The sequence below is a fragment of the Amycolatopsis sp. WAC 01376 genome (genome assembly GCF_003947415.1).
In the GTDB taxonomy this organism is placed as follows: domain Bacteria; phylum Actinomycetota; class Actinomycetes; order Mycobacteriales; family Pseudonocardiaceae; genus Amycolatopsis.
Window position 1 is genome coordinate 621,191 of sequence record NZ_QHKL01000001.1, and the last position, 18,379, is coordinate 639,569.

Annotated in this window: 19 protein-coding genes and 1 tRNA gene; 12 read left to right on the plus strand and 8 right to left on the minus strand. The window is 68.9% G+C overall.

The features are described from left to right. The first annotated feature begins 8 nt into the window (after positions 1-8). The 3 genes from DMH03_RS02955 to DMH03_RS02965 are packed head-to-tail and all read left to right on the plus strand — an operon-like array spanning position 9 to position 2,823. Entirely contained in the window at positions 9-1,976 is a 1,968-nt protein-coding gene (locus DMH03_RS02955; RefSeq protein WP_125790450.1) for a hypothetical protein, read from the plus strand. Then, positions 1,973-2,302, plus strand: coding sequence for a type VII secretion target (locus DMH03_RS02960; RefSeq protein ID WP_125790451.1), 330 nt, complete (start codon positions 1,973-1,975; stop codon positions 2,300-2,302). Before DMH03_RS02955 ends, DMH03_RS02960 begins: the two co-directional genes overlap by 4 nt. After that, positions 2,299-2,823 (plus strand): YbaB/EbfC family nucleoid-associated protein, encoded by a 525-nt coding sequence (locus DMH03_RS02965; protein ID WP_125790452.1) that lies wholly within the window; start codon positions 2,299-2,301, stop codon positions 2,821-2,823. Before DMH03_RS02960 ends, DMH03_RS02965 begins: the two co-directional genes overlap by 4 nt. Positions 2,824-3,590: 767 nt before the next feature. On the opposite strand, the gene DMH03_RS02970 is transcribed toward DMH03_RS02965, so the two are convergent. From DMH03_RS02970 to DMH03_RS02980, 3 genes are all read right to left on the minus strand, one after another. Further along, a complete protein-coding gene (locus DMH03_RS02970; protein WP_125790453.1) occupies positions 3,591-4,766 on the minus strand; it encodes a diguanylate cyclase in 1,176 nt (391 codons plus the stop codon). 254 nt (positions 4,767-5,020) lie between these two features. Further along, positions 5,021-6,283, minus strand: coding sequence for an MFS transporter (locus tag DMH03_RS02975; protein ID WP_125790454.1), 1,263 nt, complete (start codon positions 6,281-6,283; stop codon positions 5,021-5,023). 72 nt (positions 6,284-6,355) lie between these two features. Continuing rightward, entirely contained in the window at positions 6,356-7,072 is a 717-nt protein-coding gene (locus tag DMH03_RS02980; protein WP_125790455.1) for a hypothetical protein, read from the minus strand. 77 nt (positions 7,073-7,149) lie between these two features. Between DMH03_RS02980 and DMH03_RS02985 the strand changes: the two genes are divergently transcribed. Continuing rightward, positions 7,150-7,998, plus strand: a complete 849-nt coding sequence (locus tag DMH03_RS02985; RefSeq protein WP_125790456.1) for a LysR family transcriptional regulator — start codon at positions 7,150-7,152, stop codon at positions 7,996-7,998. Here the strand turns inward: DMH03_RS02985 and DMH03_RS02990 are convergent. Together DMH03_RS02990 and DMH03_RS02995 are read right to left on the minus strand one after the other, a co-directional pair. Next, on the minus strand, positions 7,986-8,618 hold the full coding sequence (locus tag DMH03_RS02990; protein ID WP_233611255.1) for a hypothetical protein: 633 nt from the start codon (positions 8,616-8,618) through the stop codon (positions 7,986-7,988). The genes DMH03_RS02985 and DMH03_RS02990 overlap by 13 nt on opposite strands. A gap of 138 nt (positions 8,619-8,756) precedes the next feature. Beyond that, the gene (locus tag DMH03_RS02995) at positions 8,757-9,581 is read right to left on the minus strand and encodes an SDR family oxidoreductase (protein WP_125780637.1); all 825 of its coding nucleotides are present in this window, start codon (positions 9,579-9,581) and stop codon (positions 8,757-8,759) included. A 146-nt stretch (positions 9,582-9,727) separates the two neighbouring features. On the opposite strand from DMH03_RS02995, the gene DMH03_RS03000 reads away from it, so the two are divergent. Together DMH03_RS03000 and DMH03_RS03005 are read left to right on the plus strand one after the other, a co-directional pair. Then, entirely contained in the window at positions 9,728-10,489 is a 762-nt protein-coding gene (locus DMH03_RS03000) for a serine protease (protein ID WP_125790458.1), read from the plus strand. Positions 10,490-10,496: 7 nt separating this feature from the next. Then, the gene (locus DMH03_RS03005; RefSeq protein ID WP_125790459.1) at positions 10,497-10,715 is read left to right on the plus strand and encodes an RNA-binding S4 domain-containing protein; all 219 of its coding nucleotides are present in this window, start codon (positions 10,497-10,499) and stop codon (positions 10,713-10,715) included. A gap of 114 nt (positions 10,716-10,829) precedes the next feature. On the opposite strand, the gene DMH03_RS03010 is transcribed toward DMH03_RS03005, so the two are convergent. Further along, positions 10,830-11,774, minus strand: a complete 945-nt coding sequence (locus DMH03_RS03010; protein WP_233611256.1) for an Ldh family oxidoreductase — start codon at positions 11,772-11,774, stop codon at positions 10,830-10,832. A 113-nt stretch (positions 11,775-11,887) separates the two neighbouring features. Between DMH03_RS03010 and DMH03_RS03015 the strand changes: the two genes are divergently transcribed. The 3 genes from DMH03_RS03015 (at position 11,888) to DMH03_RS03025 (ending at position 12,699) form a co-directional block, all read left to right on the plus strand. Next, complete coding sequence (locus tag DMH03_RS03015) at positions 11,888-12,175, plus strand: DUF2277 domain-containing protein (protein WP_125780632.1); 288 nt, start codon at positions 11,888-11,890, stop codon at positions 12,173-12,175. A gap of 28 nt (positions 12,176-12,203) precedes the next feature. Continuing rightward, positions 12,204-12,566, plus strand: a complete 363-nt coding sequence (locus DMH03_RS03020) for a DUF4190 domain-containing protein (protein WP_125790461.1) — start codon at positions 12,204-12,206, stop codon at positions 12,564-12,566. 44 nt (positions 12,567-12,610) lie between these two features. Beyond that, positions 12,611-12,699, plus strand: a tRNA-Ser gene (locus DMH03_RS03025). Between the two features lie 59 nt (positions 12,700-12,758). Here DMH03_RS03025 and DMH03_RS03030 read toward each other — a convergent pair. Further along, complete coding sequence (locus DMH03_RS03030) at positions 12,759-14,549, minus strand: RICIN domain-containing protein (RefSeq protein WP_125790462.1); 1,791 nt, start codon at positions 14,547-14,549, stop codon at positions 12,759-12,761. Positions 14,550-14,812: 263 nt separating this feature from the next. Here DMH03_RS03030 and DMH03_RS03035 point away from each other — a divergent pair, with 263 nt between their 5' ends. Beyond that, positions 14,813-15,220, plus strand: a complete 408-nt coding sequence (locus DMH03_RS03035) for a YciI family protein (protein WP_125790463.1) — start codon at positions 14,813-14,815, stop codon at positions 15,218-15,220. Between the two features lie 8 nt (positions 15,221-15,228). Beyond that, positions 15,229-16,371: an RNA polymerase sigma factor gene (locus DMH03_RS03040; RefSeq protein WP_125790464.1), complete on the plus strand. Its 1,143-nt coding sequence runs from the start codon at positions 15,229-15,231 to the stop codon at positions 16,369-16,371. Here DMH03_RS03040 and DMH03_RS03045 read toward each other — a convergent pair. Then, positions 16,361-16,864 (minus strand): MarR family winged helix-turn-helix transcriptional regulator, encoded by a 504-nt coding sequence (locus DMH03_RS03045; RefSeq protein ID WP_199748659.1) that lies wholly within the window; start codon positions 16,862-16,864, stop codon positions 16,361-16,363. The genes DMH03_RS03040 and DMH03_RS03045 overlap by 11 nt on opposite strands. 538 nt (positions 16,865-17,402) lie before the next feature. On the opposite strand from DMH03_RS03045, the gene DMH03_RS03050 reads away from it, so the two are divergent. Then, on the plus strand, positions 17,403-18,320 hold the full coding sequence (locus DMH03_RS03050) for a neutral zinc metallopeptidase (RefSeq protein WP_125790465.1): 918 nt from the start codon (positions 17,403-17,405) through the stop codon (positions 18,318-18,320). Positions 18,321-18,379: the final 59 nt, after the last annotated feature.

Below are 18,379 nucleotides of genomic sequence, written 5' to 3' on the forward strand. Positions count from 1 at the left end.
AGAGACCCGTGACCGAAGCCGCGGAGAAGACCACGAAGGTCTCCGACCCCCAGTCCGAGGACTACAACCCGGACGACCCGTTCTACGACATCACGGCCGACTCATCGTCCCCGTACTACGTCGGGCCGCTGGCCGACGAGGCCGCCTCCGGTGACGAGATCCGGGCCGGGGCCGCCGCCGGGACCGACCTGCTGTTCAACATCCTCGGCTGGGGTGACACGGCGCTCAACGGCTTCAAGGACATCTTCACGCAGAAGATGTACGAGGGGCAGCTGGACAAGGCGCGCGAGGGTCTCGACAAGGACCTGGACATCCGCAAGCCCGGCGAGCCGCCGTCCACGGTCTGGGCCAACGCCACCCACGAGCAGATGCAGGCCGCGATCGCGGACAACGCGGATCCGGCCGCGGTGGGCGAGACCTCCGAAGAGTGGATCCGGGCGGGCAACGACCTGGCCACACACCAGCGCAACCTGGCGAAGGCGATCAACGCGAGCACGGCCAACTGGGAGGGCGAAGGCGGCGACGCGGCCCGCGAGCACCTCGCCGGTGTCGGCAAGTGGCTCGGCGCGACCGCGAACGGCGCGACACTGGCCGGGCGGCAGCAGCAGATCCACTCGCAGACCCTCAACGAGACGCAGAAGCTGATGGCGGCGAACCCGCCGGTCGCGTTCAGCGTGCAGGAGGCCAACGCCAACCTGCAGACGATCACCGACCCGCACCTGTACATGGCGCAGCTCGGGAAGGACCTCTCGACCTTCAAGAAGCAGCAGGACGCGCGGGATCAGGCCGCGAAGGTGATGACCGACTTCGACGGCACGGTCGGTTCGGCGATCGCCACCCCGGCGTTCCCCGCCCCGCCGAAGCTGCCGACCATGCAGGCGGCCAAGCAGCTGCAGGGCAGCGCCGCCGGCGGTGGAGCGGGCTCGCCCGCCCAGACGCTTCGCGACCGGATGGCACCCGAAGGCGCCGACGGCACCGTGGGCCCCGACGGGACCATCGCCGCTTCGGTGGACGGGACCACCCAGGGTGGAACCGGCGGGCCCGGCGGCGTGTCGCCGTTCAACGCGCCGAACGGCGGAGCTGGCGGCAGTGGTCCCGGTGGCAGCGGTCCGGGCGGCGGCTTCCCCGGCGGCGGTGGTCCTGGTGGTGGCTTCCCCGGTGGTGGCGGTCCCGGCTCCAACCCGGCGATGCCCACCATCCCGAACGGGCCGACCGGCGGCGAGACCTACAAACCCGCGGCGTCGGCGGGCCCCAACCTCCCGAACCTGCCCAAGATCGACGACAGCACGCGCACCACGGGCTACACACCGCCGTCCGTCACGCCGCCGTCGTTCACCCCGCCGAACATCTCCATCCCCGAAGGCGGCGGCGGACCGCGTCCCGGTGGCGGTCTCCCGTTCACCCCGCCGAACATCCCGATCCCGAACGGGCCCACCGGCGGCGGACCGAGGCCGGTCATGCCGAACATCCCGCCGATCCCGCGGCCAGGTGGCATCGGCGAGCGGCTCGGCGGCCCCACGTTCCCGGACGGCAACTCGTACAAGGGCACGCCGTACAACCCGCCCAAACTCGGCATGCCGAACATCCCGGGCGGCGGCACCAGCGGTCTCGGCGGCAGCACCAGCGGCTTCGGCGGCGGGACCGGCGCGGGCGGCGCGGGTGCCGGCGGCGGTGGCCTCGGCGGTGCCGGAAAGGCGACGGGTTCGCTCGGTATGGGCGGCGCCGTCGGCGCGGGCGCGATGGACGCCGACGGGGCCGCGGCCCGCGCCGCCGGTTCCGGCGGCAAGCCGGGTACGACCGGCGGTATGCCGATGGGCGGCGGTATGGCGCCCGGTGCCGGCAAGGGACAGGGCCAGGACGACACGGAGCACAAGGCCGCCGAGTACCTCGAATCCGACGACCCGTCCTTCTTCGCCGCCGACGAGATCGTGGCCCCGCCGGTGATCGGCGACTGGAAGAACAAGGACTGGAAGTGACGGCTTCGTTCGAGGTCGACCCGGACGACCTGACCGCGCACGCGAGCCATCTCGAAGGGCTCGTGGACCGGCTGAACACCGCGCACGGCGCGACCGGTTCGGCGATGTCGTCGGACGCGTACGGTCTGCTGTGCGCGTTCCTGCCGCCGATCGTCAACCCGGCGGGCGAACGCGCGGCGGACACGATCAAGGCGGCGGCGGAAGGCATCCAGTCGACCGCGGACAACGTACGCACCGCCGCGAAGTCCTATGTAGACGGTGACAAGACCAACGCGGAACCGTTCAAGGCGGACTTCAAGGCCTTGGACATCGGAGGGAAGCAGTGACCGGCGGAAACGAGCTCGGCGAGCTCATGCTGGACCCCGACGAGGCCCAGCGCAAAATGGAGCGATGGGCGGCGGGGCTGGAAGAAAAGGCCCAGCGCTACGCGGCCGCTCAGGAGCGCACGGAGCAGCTGCGGCTGACCGCGGCCAGCTCCGACGGCGCCGTCAAGATCACCGTCGGGGCGGACGGTGGCGTGACGGACATCGAGTTCGGGAACAAGGCGAGGACGTACCCGCTGGAGGAACTGTCGCGGCAGATCCTCCAGACCATGCACCAGGCGCAGGCCGGTATCGCGGGCCAGGTCGCCGAGGTCATGCAGGAATCGCTCGGCGACGAGGACCAGGAGACCAGGGCGCTGATGATCGGCACCCTGCGCAGCCGCTTCCCCGAGATCGAAGAGGAAGAGCCGCCCGCGCCGCCCGCCCCGCCGGCGCCGTCGGCCGCCGACGCTCCGCCTCCGCCGCAGGCGCCTCGCGACAAACGCCACGAAGCACCGGAAGACGAAGAAAACTCACCCTGGTAGAACGGCTGGGTCCTCGTGAGTGGTGGGGACGGTTCTCTTGAGGGGTAGGGCAAACGTGTCGTGGCGTGGGGCCGGTGTCGCTCCTGTGTTCGCGTTCTCCTGGTAGTGAGGGCCTCTTTGCCTACCTTGACGGTAGTGAAGGAGGCTTTCGCTACCGTCGGATGTGATCCCTGGTGACCGTGGGGCGGCTGTGACCTCGACGGCCGGTCGTGAAGTACATGAAGGACCCCCTTCCTTGCGCTAGGCGCCAGGGTCCCGGCAAAGTCGCATAACTGCTGGTCGGCTCCGCCGCTGGAGCGGGACAAGGCGAACGTGTCGAGGTGGACCCGACAGGAGCGGGCTCCCGCAAGGAGCCTCACCCGGCTCTTGACTGTCCACAAGGGACCCTTTACGAGACAAAGGTGCCCGATTTGGGCGACTTGCACGGTTTCGCGAGAGGGTCGTGAGTGATTTTTGTTGTTCTAACCCTCATTGCCACTCACGACCCCCCGCAGAAACGTGCATACCGGCATCAATCGGACACTCAATCGTCCGGCGGTGTCCCTTATGGACGCTGAAGCCCCGCCAGCGCCCGGAATCAGGCCTGCCAACAGTGCAGGAATAGTCGCCTGACCTGCAAGATCTCGACTTTGCCGGGACCCTGCGCCTAGGTACAGGAAGGGGTCCTCCTTCATGTACTTCGGCAAGGCGTGACTCGCCTCCAAGCACGTGAGTTACGCCCTCAATCACGTGAGTTCCGTCTTCAATCACGCGAGTTCGGCGTTGCGTCAGGCGGCGGCCAGCGAGACGACGCGGTTCCGGCCGCTGTTCTTCGCCTGGTAGAGCGCGGAGTCGGCGACGTGCAGCAGCCGCTCCAGCACGGTCCCGCCCGACGGGTAGACCGCGACGCCGATCGACACCGAAAGACCCCGCACGACCCGCGGCCCCGAAGCGGTCACGACCTCGACCTCGATCGCCATCACCGCCTGCCGGACCCGCTCGGCCACGGGGATCACGTCGGTCTCCGTCGCGCCGGGAAGCAGCACGACGAACTCTTCGCCGCCGAAGCGCCCGACGGAGTCGTAGTCGCGCACGTGCTCGGAGATCGTCTCCGCGACGACCTTGAGCACGACGTCGCCCGCGAGGTGCCCGTAGACGTCGTTGACCTGTTTGAAGTGGTCGAGGTCGAGCATCAGCACCCCGAGTTTGCTCTTCGCCCTTGCCGCCGACGAAAGCTCCCGTTCGCTGAGCACATGCCACGCGTGCGCGTTCAGCACGCCGGTCTTGCCGTCGATGTTCGCCGCGATCTCCAGTTGCCGCACCAGCACACTGCGGTGCAGCACCAGCACGGGCAGCAGGACGAACGGGACGAGCGCGGGCGCGTGCACGATGCCCAGCGCGGTCGAGGTCCCGAGCACCAGGGTGGTGACCTCCAGCAGGTTGTCGTCGCCGGAGCCGAACAGCGAACGCGGCGACCGGCCCCCCGTGTGCAGGTACACCGAAAGCGCCACGACGAACGCGTTGGCCACGGTGAACACGGCCGCCGCCTCGACGATCTTCAGCGAACCGGCGAACCCGACGGGCAGACCGTTCCATCCGGAGACGATGGCGCCGGAAGCCAGGCAGGACAGCACGATCGCCGCCGCGCAGTACACGACGCGGTAGGCGGGGCGGTGGCTCATCCCCCGCCACACCCGGAGCCAAAGGTGCAGGTAGATGAGCAGGCCGAGGGCGAGCGCGAGCCCGGACGGCAGGACGAGCACCCCCGCGAACGTCCACACCGAAGTCATGTTGATGTGCGGCCGGTCACAAAGCGTGCGCCGCAACCGTTCCACCGAACGCGAAAGCTCGGCCTGCAGGAAAGCAAGGCCGAGCAGTGATCCAAATCGGACGAATTCCGTAGTCTCGTAGTTCGATCGGAGCAGGGCGACTACGGCGACTGCCGCCGCAAGTCCTTCCACCACAAGAAAAACCGCCGGCACCCCGCGTGGTCCGGACCATAAGTCCCAGTTTCGGACCCAGGTTCTCAGCCGCGTACCGGCCCCTTCTCCGACGAGTTCCGCATCCCCCATAATCATCGTCACCGGTCCCCCTTCCGTACGCAATTCAATGTATCCGAGGTAGTACTGAGGGTGGCTCGAGTCAATTCCGGAACACACAGATGGAGCAGTGGGAGGGAGGACCATCATGAACGGTCGTGAGGACTGATCCCACCGATTCAGCCGGTTCGGCTCCCGGCCGGGAGCCAGACATCCGGCCCGGTGGCGATGGTGCGTTTCCACGCCATCGCCATCGGGCCGGCCGAGGCGACGGCGACCGTCGCGGCCACCCCGACGGCCACGAACGGACCGGTCAGCTGGGCGAGACCGCCCGCGAGCATGATCCCGATTCCTTGTACGGTCACCAAACTCGTCGAGGTCAGGCCCATCACCTGCGCCCGGACGCCGTCCGGCACCGCACGCGCCATCAGCGCCACGGCCTGCAGGTGGTACGGCGCCGCGAACGCGCCGCTGAGCCCGATCAACGCGAGACAGACCGGCAGTGACGGATGAAAGAAGACAAAGACCAAGGGAACGACGGATGCGATGGCGAGAATGCCGACCATTCGCGTTTTCCGTCGCGCCGGAACCCATTTCGTGAAGATCCACGATCCAATTACCGAACCCACCGGATCCGCCGCGAGAATGAGACCGACCGCGAAACTCCCCGCCCCGAGTCCGACGGCGAGCGGCGCCGCGAGCCCTTCCGGTGCGATGGCGAACCCGGCGAGCATCTTCAGCCCGAAGAGCACGCGGATTCCCTTGCCCTGCCACAGTTCCCTGACGCCTTCACCACTGAAAGCCCGCGCCACACGGCTTTTCACCGAAGATTCCGTGGTGGCGGGCCCCCGGCGACGGACCCCTGTGGACACGAGCAGCGCCGAGACCACAAAGGTCGCCGCGTCGATCACCAGTCCCCAGTGGGGCGTCACGAGCCCGATCACCAGTCCGCCACCACCGAATCCGGCCAGCTGTGCCGTTTGGATGGTGATCGTGCGGACCGCGAGCCCGGCGACGTACCGGTCGCCTTCGAGGACGTCCGGGAGCAACGCGAGCTGTGCCGCCCGAAACGGGCCGCCCGCCATCGTCAGGATCACCAGCAGCCCGGCCAGCACCGGCAACGGCGTCCCCGGGACCGCCATCAGCGCCGCGATCGCCGCGCGCAGCAGGTCGCAGACGATCATCACCGTCCGCCGCGAATACCGGTCCGCCAGTCCGGCGAACAGGGTGCCGCCGATCAGCGTCGGCAGATACGTCAGCCCGTAGGTGAGCCCGGTCAGCCCCGCGGACGCCGTTCTTTCCCACACCAGCACCGACAACGCGACCCTGGCCAGCTGGTCACCGGCCTGCGAAAACGCCTCTGCCGCCCATAACGCACGGAACTCGCCGACCACGAAAGCGGCCTTGAACGGTGCGTTCCGAGCGGAATCCCCCTTCTCCATGAGCCCCTCCCCTTGGCTCACGGTAGTCGATCACTTTCGCTGTGTCAGCGGCCATCCGGCGCACGACCGCCGTCAGCGTCCACTATGGACAGACAGATTCGCGTGCTCCACGGCGGCACGAGCGAAGGCCCCGACGAGCGGATGGGGGCGGGTGCCGTCGCCGGCGAGTTCCGGTTGGAACAGTGTCGCCAGGAAGAACGGGTGCTCCGGCAGTTCCGCGATCCGCGCGTCGCCCTCGCCGTCGAATCCACTGAAGACGAGCCCGTTCGCCGCCAACGTGTCCCGATGCCTGGCGTCGAGGCCGTACGAACAGTGGTACCGCTCAACGGAACGCTCCGCGCCGAGGATGCGCGCGGCCAGCGTTCCCGGCGTGACGTGGATGGCACTCTCGTGCCCGACGAGCGAACACGCCAGCGGCACGATCAACTGCTCGGCCGACTCCGGCGCGTTCTCCGCGTGCCCGATTCCGCCGAGACCGCAGACGTTCCGTGCGAATTCCAGCAACGCGTGCTGGAAACCGGCGCAGGTGCCGAGGAACGGGATGCCGTTCTCGCGGGCGGCGCGCACGGTGTCCACCGCGCCGGCTTCGGACCGATAGGGGCTGCCGGGCACCAGCCAGACGGCGTCGAAACCGGTGACGTCGCCGACGGCGCCGGTCGGGATCCAGTAGGCGTCGAGTTCGAGGCCATCACGTTCGGCGAGACGGTCGAAGAGCATCGGGATCCGGACGTGGGAGCGGACGCCGTCCGAACGGTCACCCACCAGGGCGACGCGGGCTGTCTGTGTCATGCGGCCATCCTGACCCGCGGGCCGAGTTCAGCGCCAACGATGATCCTTGCTGAAGTCATAAGCGATACTGATGCACCATGGAGACCCATCTGCTCCGCACCTTCGTGGCGGTGGCCCGCGGCGGCTCGTTCTCCCGGGCCGCGCGCGACCTCGGCTACACGCAGTCCGCGATCTCCCAGCACATCGCCGCGCTCGAACACGACCTCGGCACCGCGTTGCTGACCCGGCGGCCCGTCGCCCCGACGCGGGCCGGGGAACGTCTCCTCGAACACGCCGGTCCGCTGCTGACCCGGCTCGACGCCGCCCGCGCGGACCTCGCCCGGCTCACCGCGGCACCCACCGGCCGGGTCGTGCTCGGACTGACGCCGCTTTCGCTCACCGCCGAAGTCGCCGCCGCCGCGCACCGCGGCACCGAATTACGCGTGCTGCGCCGCGAAGACGTCCTGTCGGCGGTCGCGACGGGCTCACTCGACCTCGGTCTCGTCGACGGGATGACCGCGCCGAGTGATCCGCTCCCGCTGCCGGACTTCGGCCCGCTCACCACCACCGTCGTCGGCGAACGCCCGCTCGCGGTCGCGGTGCCCGCCGGCCATCCGCTGACCGGGCGGACCGCCGGGCTGGCCGAACTCGCCGACGCGCACTGGATCGACGCGCCGGACACCGCGATTCCCTTGGAACGGTTGAGAAAGTCCGCTTCGACCGACGGATTCCGCGGTCGGCTGCGGTACACCGGGACCGACGTCAACGGCCTGCTTCGCCTGGTCTCGGCCGGTCAAGGGCTGGCGCTGCTCCCGGCCGACGTCATCACCGGCGTGAGCGTGCTTTCCCTGTCGTCGCCGCGCGTGGTCCACCGCACCGAACTCGTGCACGGCGACCCTGGAGAGGGCTCCGCGCTGGCCGTCGCGCTGACGGGTCAGCGGCCGTAGCTCATCATTCCCTGCGCCATCTGCACCGCCAGCGAACTCGCCACGGCGGGATCCATCATGCTCCGGAGATCCTCCGCGGCCTTGTCGCGCGCTCCGAGGTCCGAACGCGGCTGCTCCGGCGGCTTGGTCTCGGCGGGCGGCAGGGCCACGACCCGTTCCTTGACGGGCTTCTTCTTCGTCGCGGGCGCCTGCTGTTTCACGGTGACCGGGACGTAGACCGTCACCGGGGCCGCCTGCGGCGCGGGCTGCGCGACGGGTGGCTGCTGGGTCACCACGGCGGGCAGCGGCGGCTCCGGCAAGGCGGTGTCGTCGACCGGCTCGAGGGTGAACGTGCCGGCGAACCAGCCGATCGCGAGCAGCGCCACCCCCGCTCCGCCTGCCAGCCAGGACCGGGCGCGCCGGTGGATGACGACGGCCTTGGGCCGGAGATCCTTGTCCACGACCGGCTCGCAGACCGGGGGCCGCACCGGCATCGGCTTGGGCTCCGGCTCGTTTTCCGGACTGCGCCGCCGCTTCGGCAGGCTCGCCGCGATGATCCCCGTCCGGTCCAGTAGTTCAACGGTTTCGACAGGCGCGGAGAAGGCGTCGGTCGACGGACGGCGCTGGGCGGCGCGCGGCATGGGGACCTCCGGAAGGGGAATCACGAACTTGAGCATTGTGGTGCATTTCCGACGCCGCCGTAAGTAACGCACCCCGATCGAGTTATGCCGAGCCGTCCGGACCACGCAGGGTTACTCCGTTCAGTGGCTTCCCCTTTCTCAGAGATTCCGCATTCCCCAGCGCCCGAGCAGGGCGAGTGGCCGCTGGTAAAATGAACCGAGCACGCGGGGAATCGCGTCGATGGCATACGCGTCCGGCCCGATCAGGATGCGCGCCGTCCCCCGTTCGATACCACGCACGATGGTCTGCGCGGCCTTCTCCGGCGTGGTCCTCGCGATCTTTTCGAATCCCTCGGCGGCTTTGTCGATGTCCCGCTCGACGCCGCCCCGCGCGTCGCGGGCGATATTCGTCTTGATGCCGCCGGGATGCACGCAGCTGACCTTGACCGGATGACGGGCGATCAGCATTTCCTGGCGCAGCGCCTCGGTGAACCCCCGCACCGCGAATTTCGCCGCGTTGTACGCACTCTGCGTGGGCACGCCGATGAAGCCGAACACACTCGAAAGGTTGACGATGTGCCCGTCACCCGAAGCGATCACCTGCGGCAGAAAGGCTTTCGTACCGTTGACCACGCCGCCGAGATTGATCCCCATCAGCCAGTCGTAGTCGTCCCAGGTCATTTCCTCGACCGTGGCGCCGAGCGCGACCCCGGCGTTGTTCACCACGACGTTGGCGCCCCCGAAATCGACGGCGACCTCCTCGGCGTGCGCGAGGACGGCGTCACGGTCGGCGACGTCGAGCGCGTACGCCTTCGCGGTCGCGCCCGCCGTCTCGCACTCCGCGACGGTGCCCGCCGCACGGACGGCGTCGACGTCGGAAAGCGCCAGCCTGGCACCCCGCCCCGCCAGCTCGATCGCGAGTGCCTTGCCGATTCCCGAGCCCGCGCCCGTGATCACCACGACCTTGTCCGTGAACGACCTCATACCCGCTCCCAACCCGCTCGACTGTTACCGGAGGTAACACATACTACGGCTGTGAGCTTGCTGTGCGTTGATCGATTCGGGCTGTGTTCGTGCCCCGCTTATGGTGATCTGTGACCGGACAGCCGTGGAAGAGCGAAAGGAACGCGATGCGCCGCGCCCTGTTGCTCGTGCTCTGTGTCGTTCTGTCCGGTTGCTCCGCCGCTTCGGATCCTGTCGCGACCGACGCCGGCGACAACGCCGCGACGGTGGCCGCCACCCCCGCCGCGCCGCGGACCAACCCGGCGATCGGCGCGCTCTTCATCGACGGGACGCATTTCTGCACGGCCAGCGTCGTCCACAGTGCCCCCGGCGACCTCCTGCTCACGGCGGCGCATTGCCTTCACGACGGCGAAGGCGGCGAGTACGCGACGGGGATTTCGTTCGCGCCCGGCTACCACGACGGCGTCGCGCCGTACGGCTACTGGGACGTCTCCGATCCGCAGGTCCCCGAAGGTTGGGCCGATTCATCCGATCCGGACCTGGATGTCGGTTTCGCGACCGCGCATCAGGCGGGCACCACGAAGACCCTCGAAAGCGTCACCGGCGCCAACACCCTCGTGACCGGCGGCGGGTTCGCCCACTCGATCACCCTGACCGGGTATCCCGACGAACGGGAGGCGCCGGTCGTCTGCCACGGCACCAGCAGCCAGGCCGACACCTACCAGATGCGCGTCGGCTGCCCCGGCTTCACGACCGGCACCAGCGGCGGCCCGTGGGTGGTCGACCCCGATCCGGCGACCGAACTCGGCACCGTCGTCGGCGTGATCGGCGGCTACCTGTACGGCGGGGACGATCCGGACACGTCCTACAGCAGCTACTTCGACACCGACGTCGCCACCCTGTACCGGAAAATGGACGCACGGGGATGATCTCCCCATGAGCATCCAGGACGTCCCGATCACCGGCGAGCCGATCCGCCTCGGCCAGTTCCTCAAACTGGCCAACCTGGCCGAAGACGGCTCGCACGCGAAAGACCTCCTCGACGCCGAAGAGGTCACGGTCAACGGCGAGGTGGAGGTCCGGCGCGGCCGTCAGCTGACGAACGGCGACGTCGTGGAGGTCGGCGGCGAAGGCGGCCGCGTCGTCCTGTCCTAGCGCCCCGTGATTCTGCGGACGACACACGTGATTGGACGGACGACACACGAGCCGTCCGTCCAGACACGCGTGTCGTCCATCTGATCACGCGTGTCGTCCGCAGAATCACATGAACTAGCGCCCCTGCAGCGGCGCCAGGCGCAACGCCCGCGCGAGGTCTTCGAGCTCGCGGTGCACCGGCTCGTTCAGCGGGACACCCAGCGCCTGGCACTGTTCGAGGTACTGCGCCTCACGCCAGCCCGGATACCGGACCGGGGTGCCGCCCTCCCAGCCGAGCAGGCTGCCGAACAACGCGCTCGCGGCCTTGTAGAACCCGTCGGCGCTGCGCAGCGTCGTCGGCGCGATGGCCATCACCATGAGACCGGTGTCGTGATCGTGGTCGCCGACGCCCGACAGGACCCCGGCGAAGATCTCCACCAGCAGGGCGAAGCCGGCGACGGCGGCGCTGTCGACATCGGCCAGGGTGTCCAGATCCAGCACGAACTCCGGGTACGCGCCCGCGGGGGCGGCCATCCCGAGCGGGTTCGCGGCCTTCCCGAGTTCACCGCCCGCCGCCATGACGAGCCCGATCATGGTGTGCGGCAACGCCCTCGCGGCATGGTGCCCGGCGCGGCCGAACGGCCCGACGCCGCGGACCGACATGAGCCCGACGCCGTACCGGCCCGCCCGGGACACCGCGCGGTCCATCGCGTCGCCGACGGCCCACAGCCCCGGCGCGCGGCGGTAATCGATCAGGGCGGCGGCACCGCGGTCGGCGATCATCAGCGGTTCGGCCCTCGGCCGCACCATGCCGTTGACCAGCATCGGCAGATGCAGCCGGGTCAGTTCGGCGACACCGGACTCCGGCGTTCCGGTGAGATCGCCGTGGCACACCGCCTCGGCGGCCATCCTCGCCCGTGACCACGGCAGATCGTGGGCGGTGAAGATCTCGGTGACCAGGTCGATCAGGGCGTCGATCGGGACGCGCTGCCAGACCTGTTCCGGTATCGGGGAAGGCTCGGCCGGTTCGGGGATCGGCTCGACGGGCGCGCGGCGAAGAGAGCGGGGTCTGAGGGGCACTCCGCCGAGAGTGCCCAAACGCGTTTTTCGGCGTCAACGAACCGGGGCAGCTTCTAACCGACTGTGTGATCGAAGCACCCGGAAACGTCGGTGGGCGGACGTACGATCGGGTCATGTGCCGGAACATCACCACGCTTCGAGGCCTCGAGCCGGCGGCGACGCCGGACGAGATCGAGGCCGCCGCCCGTCAATACGTCCGCAAGGTGTCCGGGGTGCAGAGCCTGTCCGACGCCACCCGTGAGCCGTTCGAGGCCGCCGTCGCCGAGATCACCGAGATCACCAGGCGGCTGCTGACCGAACTGCCCGCCCGCCGTCAGCCGCCGGCGACGGTGCCGCCGTTGCGCCGCCCCGAGGTCCAGGCGCGGATCGCGGCGAAGGCCGAGAAGAGTCAAGCGTCCTGAACCGAGCTCCGGCGGTTACGGTGAGCCGGTGACATATCCGCAGGATCCCTACGGTCAGCAGCAGCCGTACGGTCAGCAACCTCCGTACGGTCAGCCGTACCAGCAGCCGGGTTACGGCTACGGCCCGCCGCAACCGCCGCAGGAACAGGGTCTGGCGATCGCGGCGCTGATCGTGTCGATCGCCAGCCTCGTCGCGTGCAGCGGGCTGCCGTCGATCGCGGGCGTCATCATGGGGCATATCGCGCATTCCAAGGCCAAACGCGGGGAAGCGGGCGGCCAGGGCATGGCGCTGGCCGCCCTGATCATCGGCTACGTCGGCGTCGCGATCATCGTGCTCATCCTGGCGTTCTTCCTCTTCATCGGGATATTGACGGACTGGGACTTCGACTAGATCCGAAGCATCCCGGCAAAGCACCGTCGGATATCCTCGACGGCGGTAGCGTGTCCGAGCGGCCGAAGGAACATGTCTTGAAAACATGCGAGGGCTCTGTCCTCCGTGGGTTCGAATCCCACCGCTACCGCCAGTCTTGAAGACCAAGCTCCCCAGGTCGATGGATAACACGGACCTGGGGAGCTTCGCGTTTCACGCGGGCACGAGAGCCCAGACGGTCTCGTCGCTGCGGCCGCCCACGAAGGGCCGCTGCTCGAGGATCGAAGCCGTGCCGTTGTTGACCTGCCGCACCGCCAATTGGCTCGCCCGGTTCACCAGCCCGTAGCGCATGTCGGCGCTACGCAGCAGCTTCCACTGCTGAGTGGTCGACGAGCCGCAGTGCGTCTGTTCGAGGAGCGCGCCGTCCGCGGTACTGCCTGAGACCGGCCGCAGGCACAGGCCGCTCCGCTCGTTGGAGATCCTCCAGTATCCGCCGCCCGCGTCGGTGAGCTTCCACTTCTGGCCGTTGTCGTTCTGCCTGGCCACGTGGGTGATCTTCGCGCCGGAAGACGACGAGCCGTCGACCACGGCCGCACTGTTGCCGTTGGTCGCGACGGTCAGGTAGTACTTCGTGCTCGCCTTCGGGCCGGGGTCGGCGACCGGGTTCAGGGTCCACTGCTGGTTGGCCGCCCCGGTGTAGGGCTGCTGGACGAGAGACGCCGGATACGCGCCGCCCTCGGTGATCGCGTAACCCGTCAGGTAGTTGAAGATCGCCACCTTGCCGTTGCCGAGCGGCTGGAACGCCCATCGCATGCCGTTCTGGCCGTTGCAGTTGTACTGGAGGATGTGCGTGCCGGGCGCCGTCCCGCTCTGGGCGCTGTCGGCGCACAGCTGGCTGTTGGCGTTCACGAGTTGCAGACCGGTGTTGTAGCCCAGGATCCACTTCTGGCTCTGGGAATCCGTGCGGGCCCGGTGACTGAGTTCGACGAGGCCGCCGGTCGACGAACCCACGACGTCGATGGCGTTGCCGCTGGCGCCGGTGATGACGTACGTCTTCCCTCCCCGTGCGTGGCCGTCGTCGTTGTCCGGGGTGTCCTTCTTGATCAGGAAGGCGCTGTTGGCGACGTTCCAATGGGTGGCGAGCCAGCTGCCGGGCGTGGGATTCGTGCTGAAGTAGTCGTCGTTGCCGCAGTCCAGCAGCCGATCGAAATCGCGCTCCGTGCAGTCGAAGGACTGGGTGTCGCCGTAACACATCAGGTCCCATTCCTGGGAGCAGTGCCCGCCGCCCTGGTAGTGCGGGGCACCGGGGAGGACGGCGCCGAGCATGTGGCCGAGTTCGTGGGCCGCGGCGTTGACACCCCAGCAGGGGACGGCGATCTCCGTGTAGTGCCTGCCGTTGTTGAAGGCGTTGGCGGGGCCGGGCTGGTCGTCGCTGTCGCCCCACGTGCCGGCACAGGTGTGGGGGTTGTCGGAGAACAGCATGTAGTCGCGGTCGGCGAGGTGGAAGCCGGCGTTGATGGCGGCGTCGCGGATCGCACCCGAGGTGTACGTGCCGTTGGGCACCACGAGGTTGCCGACGGCGACCTGGCAACCCGCGCCCGCCGTCGTCACGTACCGGAGATGTCTGCTCGCGCCCGTCGCCGCGGCGCTGTCGTTGAACGAGTCGTCGATCCCGGACGCGTAGGCGCGCAGGGAGGGCACGACGTTCGCGTACCGGTCGGGCTGACCGGCTTCACGGACGTAGACCAGCTCGACGCGTTTGCCGGAGACCCCGTCACCCTCGCAGACCACCGGATTGGCGGCGATCTGCGCCTGGGCGACGGAAGCGGCGAGCGGGGCCACCGGGGTCGCGCCGGGCGGCAGCGGCCGGCTGTGGTCCTTGACGGCGGGGGGTGCCGCCGGGATGTCGGAGGCCACGGCCCCCGCGGTCTCACCCACGAACAAGCCGCAGATGAGACCGGCGGTCACCAGAAGGCCGGCGGATCGCCGTTTTGCCTTGGACAAGGGGTTCTTCCTTTCGCGAAGGGAAATCTTCCGCGATAAAGAACGTTAGAGATCAGATGTATGACCCACCAGACGCCATTGCGGGCCGGTTTCTCGCGATTGATCCGTCCTGAGATCGGATGACATCGAGTGTCACCGATATGTTCCCGGCCATCGGGCAGCATTACTGTTCCCGACGATGTCGAGAACCCGTACCCGGCTCCGTCCCTGGCGATGAAAGCGGCCGAACCCGGCCGCGCCACCCTCATCGAGGAGAACAAGTCATGGCGAAGTACCTGCTGCTCAAGCACTACCGCGGCGCTCCGGCGGCGGTCAACAACGTGCCGATGGACCACTGGGCGCCGGACGAGATCACCGCGCACATCGAGTACATGCGGGACTTCGCGCTCCGGCTCCAGGAGACCGGCGAGTTCGTCGACGAGCTGGCCCTCGCCCCCGAAGGCACCTTCGTCCGGTACGACGGCGAGGGCAAGCCGCCGGTCACCGACGGCCCCTTCGCCGAGACCAAGGACCTCATCGCCGGCTTCATGGTGATCGACGTCGACAGCTACGAGCGGGCGCTCGAACTGGCGGGCGAGCTGTCGGCCGCTCCGGGCGCGGGCGGGAAGCCGATCCACGAGTGGCTCGAACTGCGTCCGCTGTGGGGCGAGCCCCTCGTCATCACGGAGTGAACACCGAGATGGACGAGGCTCTCCTTCGCGGCCTCACACCGAACGTCCTCGGAATCCTCGTCCGCCGCGGAGCCGATTTCGCGGCGGCCGAGGACGCCGTGCAGGAAGCGCTGATCGAGGCCGTCCGCGTCTGGCCAGGTGACCGGCCGAAGGATCCGAAGGGCTGGCTCGTCACCGTCGCCTGGCGCAAATTCCTCGACATGGCCCGATCGGATGCCGCCCGTCGCCGTCGCGAGGACGTCGTCGAAGAGGAACCGGAACCCGGGCCCGCCCCCGCGGTGGACGACACGCTGCAGCTCTACTTCCTGTGCGCCCACCCGTCGCTGACGCCGTCGTCGGCGGTCGCGCTCACCCTGCGCGCCGTCGGCGGGCTGACCACCCGGCAGATCGCGCAGGCGTACCTGGTGCCCGAAGCGACCATGGCGCAGCGCATCAGCCGGGCCAAACGCACCGTCTCCGCGGTGCGTTTCGACCAGGCGGGTGACGTCGCCACCGTGCTCCGCGTGCTCTACCTGGTGTTCAACGAGGGCTACTCCGGCGACGTCGACCTCGCCGCCGAAGCCATCCGGCTCACCCGGCGGCTCTCGGCCTCGATCGACCATCCCGAGGTGCGGGGGCTGCTCGCCCTCATGCTGCTCCACCACGCCCGGCGCGCCGCCAGGACGACTCCCGGCGGCGACCTGGTGCCGCTGGCCGAACAGGACCGCGGCGAATGGGACACGCGCCTGATCGCGGAGGGCGTCGAAATCCTGCAAGCGGCGCTGGCGCGCGACAGGCTGGGCGAGTTCCAGGCGCAGGCCGCCATCGCGGCGCTCCACGCCGACGCGCCTGCCGCCGAGGAGACCGACTGGGTGCAGATCGTCGAGTGGTACGACGAACTCGCGCGGCTGACCGGCAGCCCGGTCGTCCGGCTCAACCGCGCGGTGGCCGTCGGCGAGGCGGACGGACCGCGCGCGGGCCTTGCCGCGCTGGCGAAACTGGACGACTCGCTGCCGCGGTACACGGCGGTGGCGGCGTACCTCCACGAGCGCGACGGCGACCTGACGACGGCGGCGCGGCTGTACAGCGAGGCCGCCGAAAAGGCGGCCAACCTGGCCGAGCACGCCCACCTGACGCGTCAGGCCGCGCGGCTCAACGCCCTCAAGAAGTGACCGGTGGCAGCCGCGGGAGACCGTCGATCTCCGACAGGTGCTCCAGCACACGGCCGAAAGCCTGCCCCAGCACCTGTTGCTCTTCGGGGCTCAGCAGGTCGATCAAATGCTCCCGGACGCCCTCGACGTGCGTCGGCGCGGCACCCGCCAGCAGTTCCGCGCCGCGTCCGGTCATCTCCGCGACCACGCCGCGTTTGTCCGCCGGGTCACGGGTGCGGCGGATCAGCCCGTCGGCCTCCAGCCGGACCATCTGGTGCGAAAGCCTGCTCTTGGTCGAGCCGAGCATGCTCGCCAGCTCCGTCATCCGCATCCGGTTGTCGGACTGGAGCGAAAGGCAGACCAGGACCTCGTAGTCGGCGAGCGTGACGTCGTGCCGCTCGGAGAGTTCGCGATGCAGACGCTGCCGCAGCCGCATGGTGGCGACGATGTACGAGCGCCAAGCGACCATCTCCGACTCGGACAGCCAGCGCACTTCCTTCTGCTCCACCGCCATCCACGCAGCGTAGAGCGTTGATCGCGCAAGGCGCATACCCGCCGGTCACTTTTCGGCCGGTGAAAAACCCGGCGGGACATTCGCCCGAAGGAGGGTTACGAAAAGGTTGAGACTCGGCGCGAAAAGGCGCATTCTTCTTGTCAGCGGATGGTCGGGCAAGTATCGGGCGATCTCCACGGACGATCGCCGGGCTCGCTCCCAGCCGGGAAGGGTCAAGGTGGTGGTATGGCGGGTGATTCTCGCGGTTGACCGCCTGCTGTGTCCCGCGACCGGAACGGAATGGACCGGGTCGGTCGCGACTGCGAACAGCGACGAACGCGGGCATCTCAGATGCGCACGACAATTCTCGCGCATTCGGCGTCACTCCGGCCTGTTTCGGGTTCGCGGCCTCTTCGACCGCCTCGGCAGTGCCCGGCGCCGGCCCGATGATCGCGGCCGACCGGCGACAAGTACAAGACAACCTCGGTAGTCCTGGGTGCGGCCGCGCTGCGTGGCCGCACCCAGGCATATCCGGCCTCTTCCGGCTACGCTTTCCCCCGTGCGATTCGACGAAGGCGCGGGCCTGGACACCTCCGAGGTCGAGGACCTGCGCGGCGGTGGTGGCGGTGGCGGTATCGGCGGCCGGGTGGCACTCGGCGGCGGCGGGCTCAGCGTGGTCGGCCTCGTCATCTACTTCCTGATGTCCCAATTCGGCGGCGTGAGCCTGAACCCGTCTTCGAGTGGGCTCGGTGGTCTGGGCTCCGGACAGCAGATGGACAACACGTCGCTGTCGCAGGAATGCAAGACCGGCGCGGACGCGAACCGCAACCACGACTGCGCGATCGTCGCCACCATCAACTCGATCCAGGACTACTGGGGCCAGGAGTTCCAGCGGTCCGGCTCCACGTATCGCAAGGCCGTCACCAACTTCTTCAACGGGGGCGTGAACACGGCCTGCGGCAGCGCGACTTCGGACGTCGGGCCCTTCTACTGCCCCGGCGACTCAGAGGTCTACATCGATCTCGCGTTCTTCAACGAACTCCGCACCCGGTTCGGCGCGCAGGGCGGGCCGTTCGCGGAGGCGTACGTGCTGGCCCACGAATACGGCCACCACGTGCAGAACCTCACCGGAGTGTCCAAAAAGGGCACCGGCAGCGGGCCGACCTCGGGCTCGGTGCGGCTCGAACTCCAGGCCGACTGCTACGCCGGCGTCTGGGCGAACCACGCCACGACCACGCCGACCGAGTCGGGGCGGCCACTGCTCACCGAGCTCACCCAGGAGGACATCAACTCCGCCCTGGACACCGCTTCGCGGATCGGCGACGACTACATCCAGTCCAAACTCGGCAGCGGCCGGGTCGACGAGTCGCAGTTCAGCCACGGCACTTCGGCGCAGCGGAAGAAGTGGTTCACCACCGGCTTCCAGACCGGCCAGCCGGCGCGGTGCGACACCTTCGCGACCAACAGCCTGGGCTGAGTTCCCCTCGTCCGGCGCTGCTGGCTCGCCCGGTGCGCCCAATGTGGCATTGGGGACGC

Coding starts and splice junctions, on each gene's coding strand:
- DMH03_RS02975 (WP_125790454.1), bottom strand. CDS start 6,283: ATGGAGAAGGGGGATTCCGCTCGGAACGCACCGTTCAAGGCCGCTTTC.
- DMH03_RS02980 (WP_125790455.1), bottom strand. CDS start 7,072: ATGACACAGACAGCCCGCGTCGCCCTGGTGGGTGACCGTTCGGACGGC.
- DMH03_RS02985 (WP_125790456.1), top strand. CDS start 7,150: ATGGAGACCCATCTGCTCCGCACCTTCGTGGCGGTGGCCCGCGGCGGC.
- DMH03_RS02990 (WP_233611255.1), bottom strand. CDS start 8,618: ATGCCGCGCGCCGCCCAGCGCCGTCCGTCGACCGACGCCTTCTCCGCG.
- DMH03_RS02995 (WP_125780637.1), bottom strand. CDS start 9,581: ATGAGGTCGTTCACGGACAAGGTCGTGGTGATCACGGGCGCGGGCTCG.
- DMH03_RS03000 (WP_125790458.1), top strand. CDS start 9,728: ATGCGCCGCGCCCTGTTGCTCGTGCTCTGTGTCGTTCTGTCCGGTTGC.
- DMH03_RS03005 (WP_125790459.1), top strand. CDS start 10,497: ATGAGCATCCAGGACGTCCCGATCACCGGCGAGCCGATCCGCCTCGGC.
- DMH03_RS03015 (WP_125780632.1), top strand. CDS start 11,888: ATGTGCCGGAACATCACCACGCTTCGAGGCCTCGAGCCGGCGGCGACG.
- DMH03_RS03035 (WP_125790463.1), top strand. CDS start 14,813: ATGGCGAAGTACCTGCTGCTCAAGCACTACCGCGGCGCTCCGGCGGCG.
- DMH03_RS03040 (WP_125790464.1), top strand. CDS start 15,229: ATGGACGAGGCTCTCCTTCGCGGCCTCACACCGAACGTCCTCGGAATC.
- DMH03_RS03045 (WP_199748659.1), bottom strand. CDS start 16,864: ATGGCGGTGGAGCAGAAGGAAGTGCGCTGGCTGTCCGAGTCGGAGATG.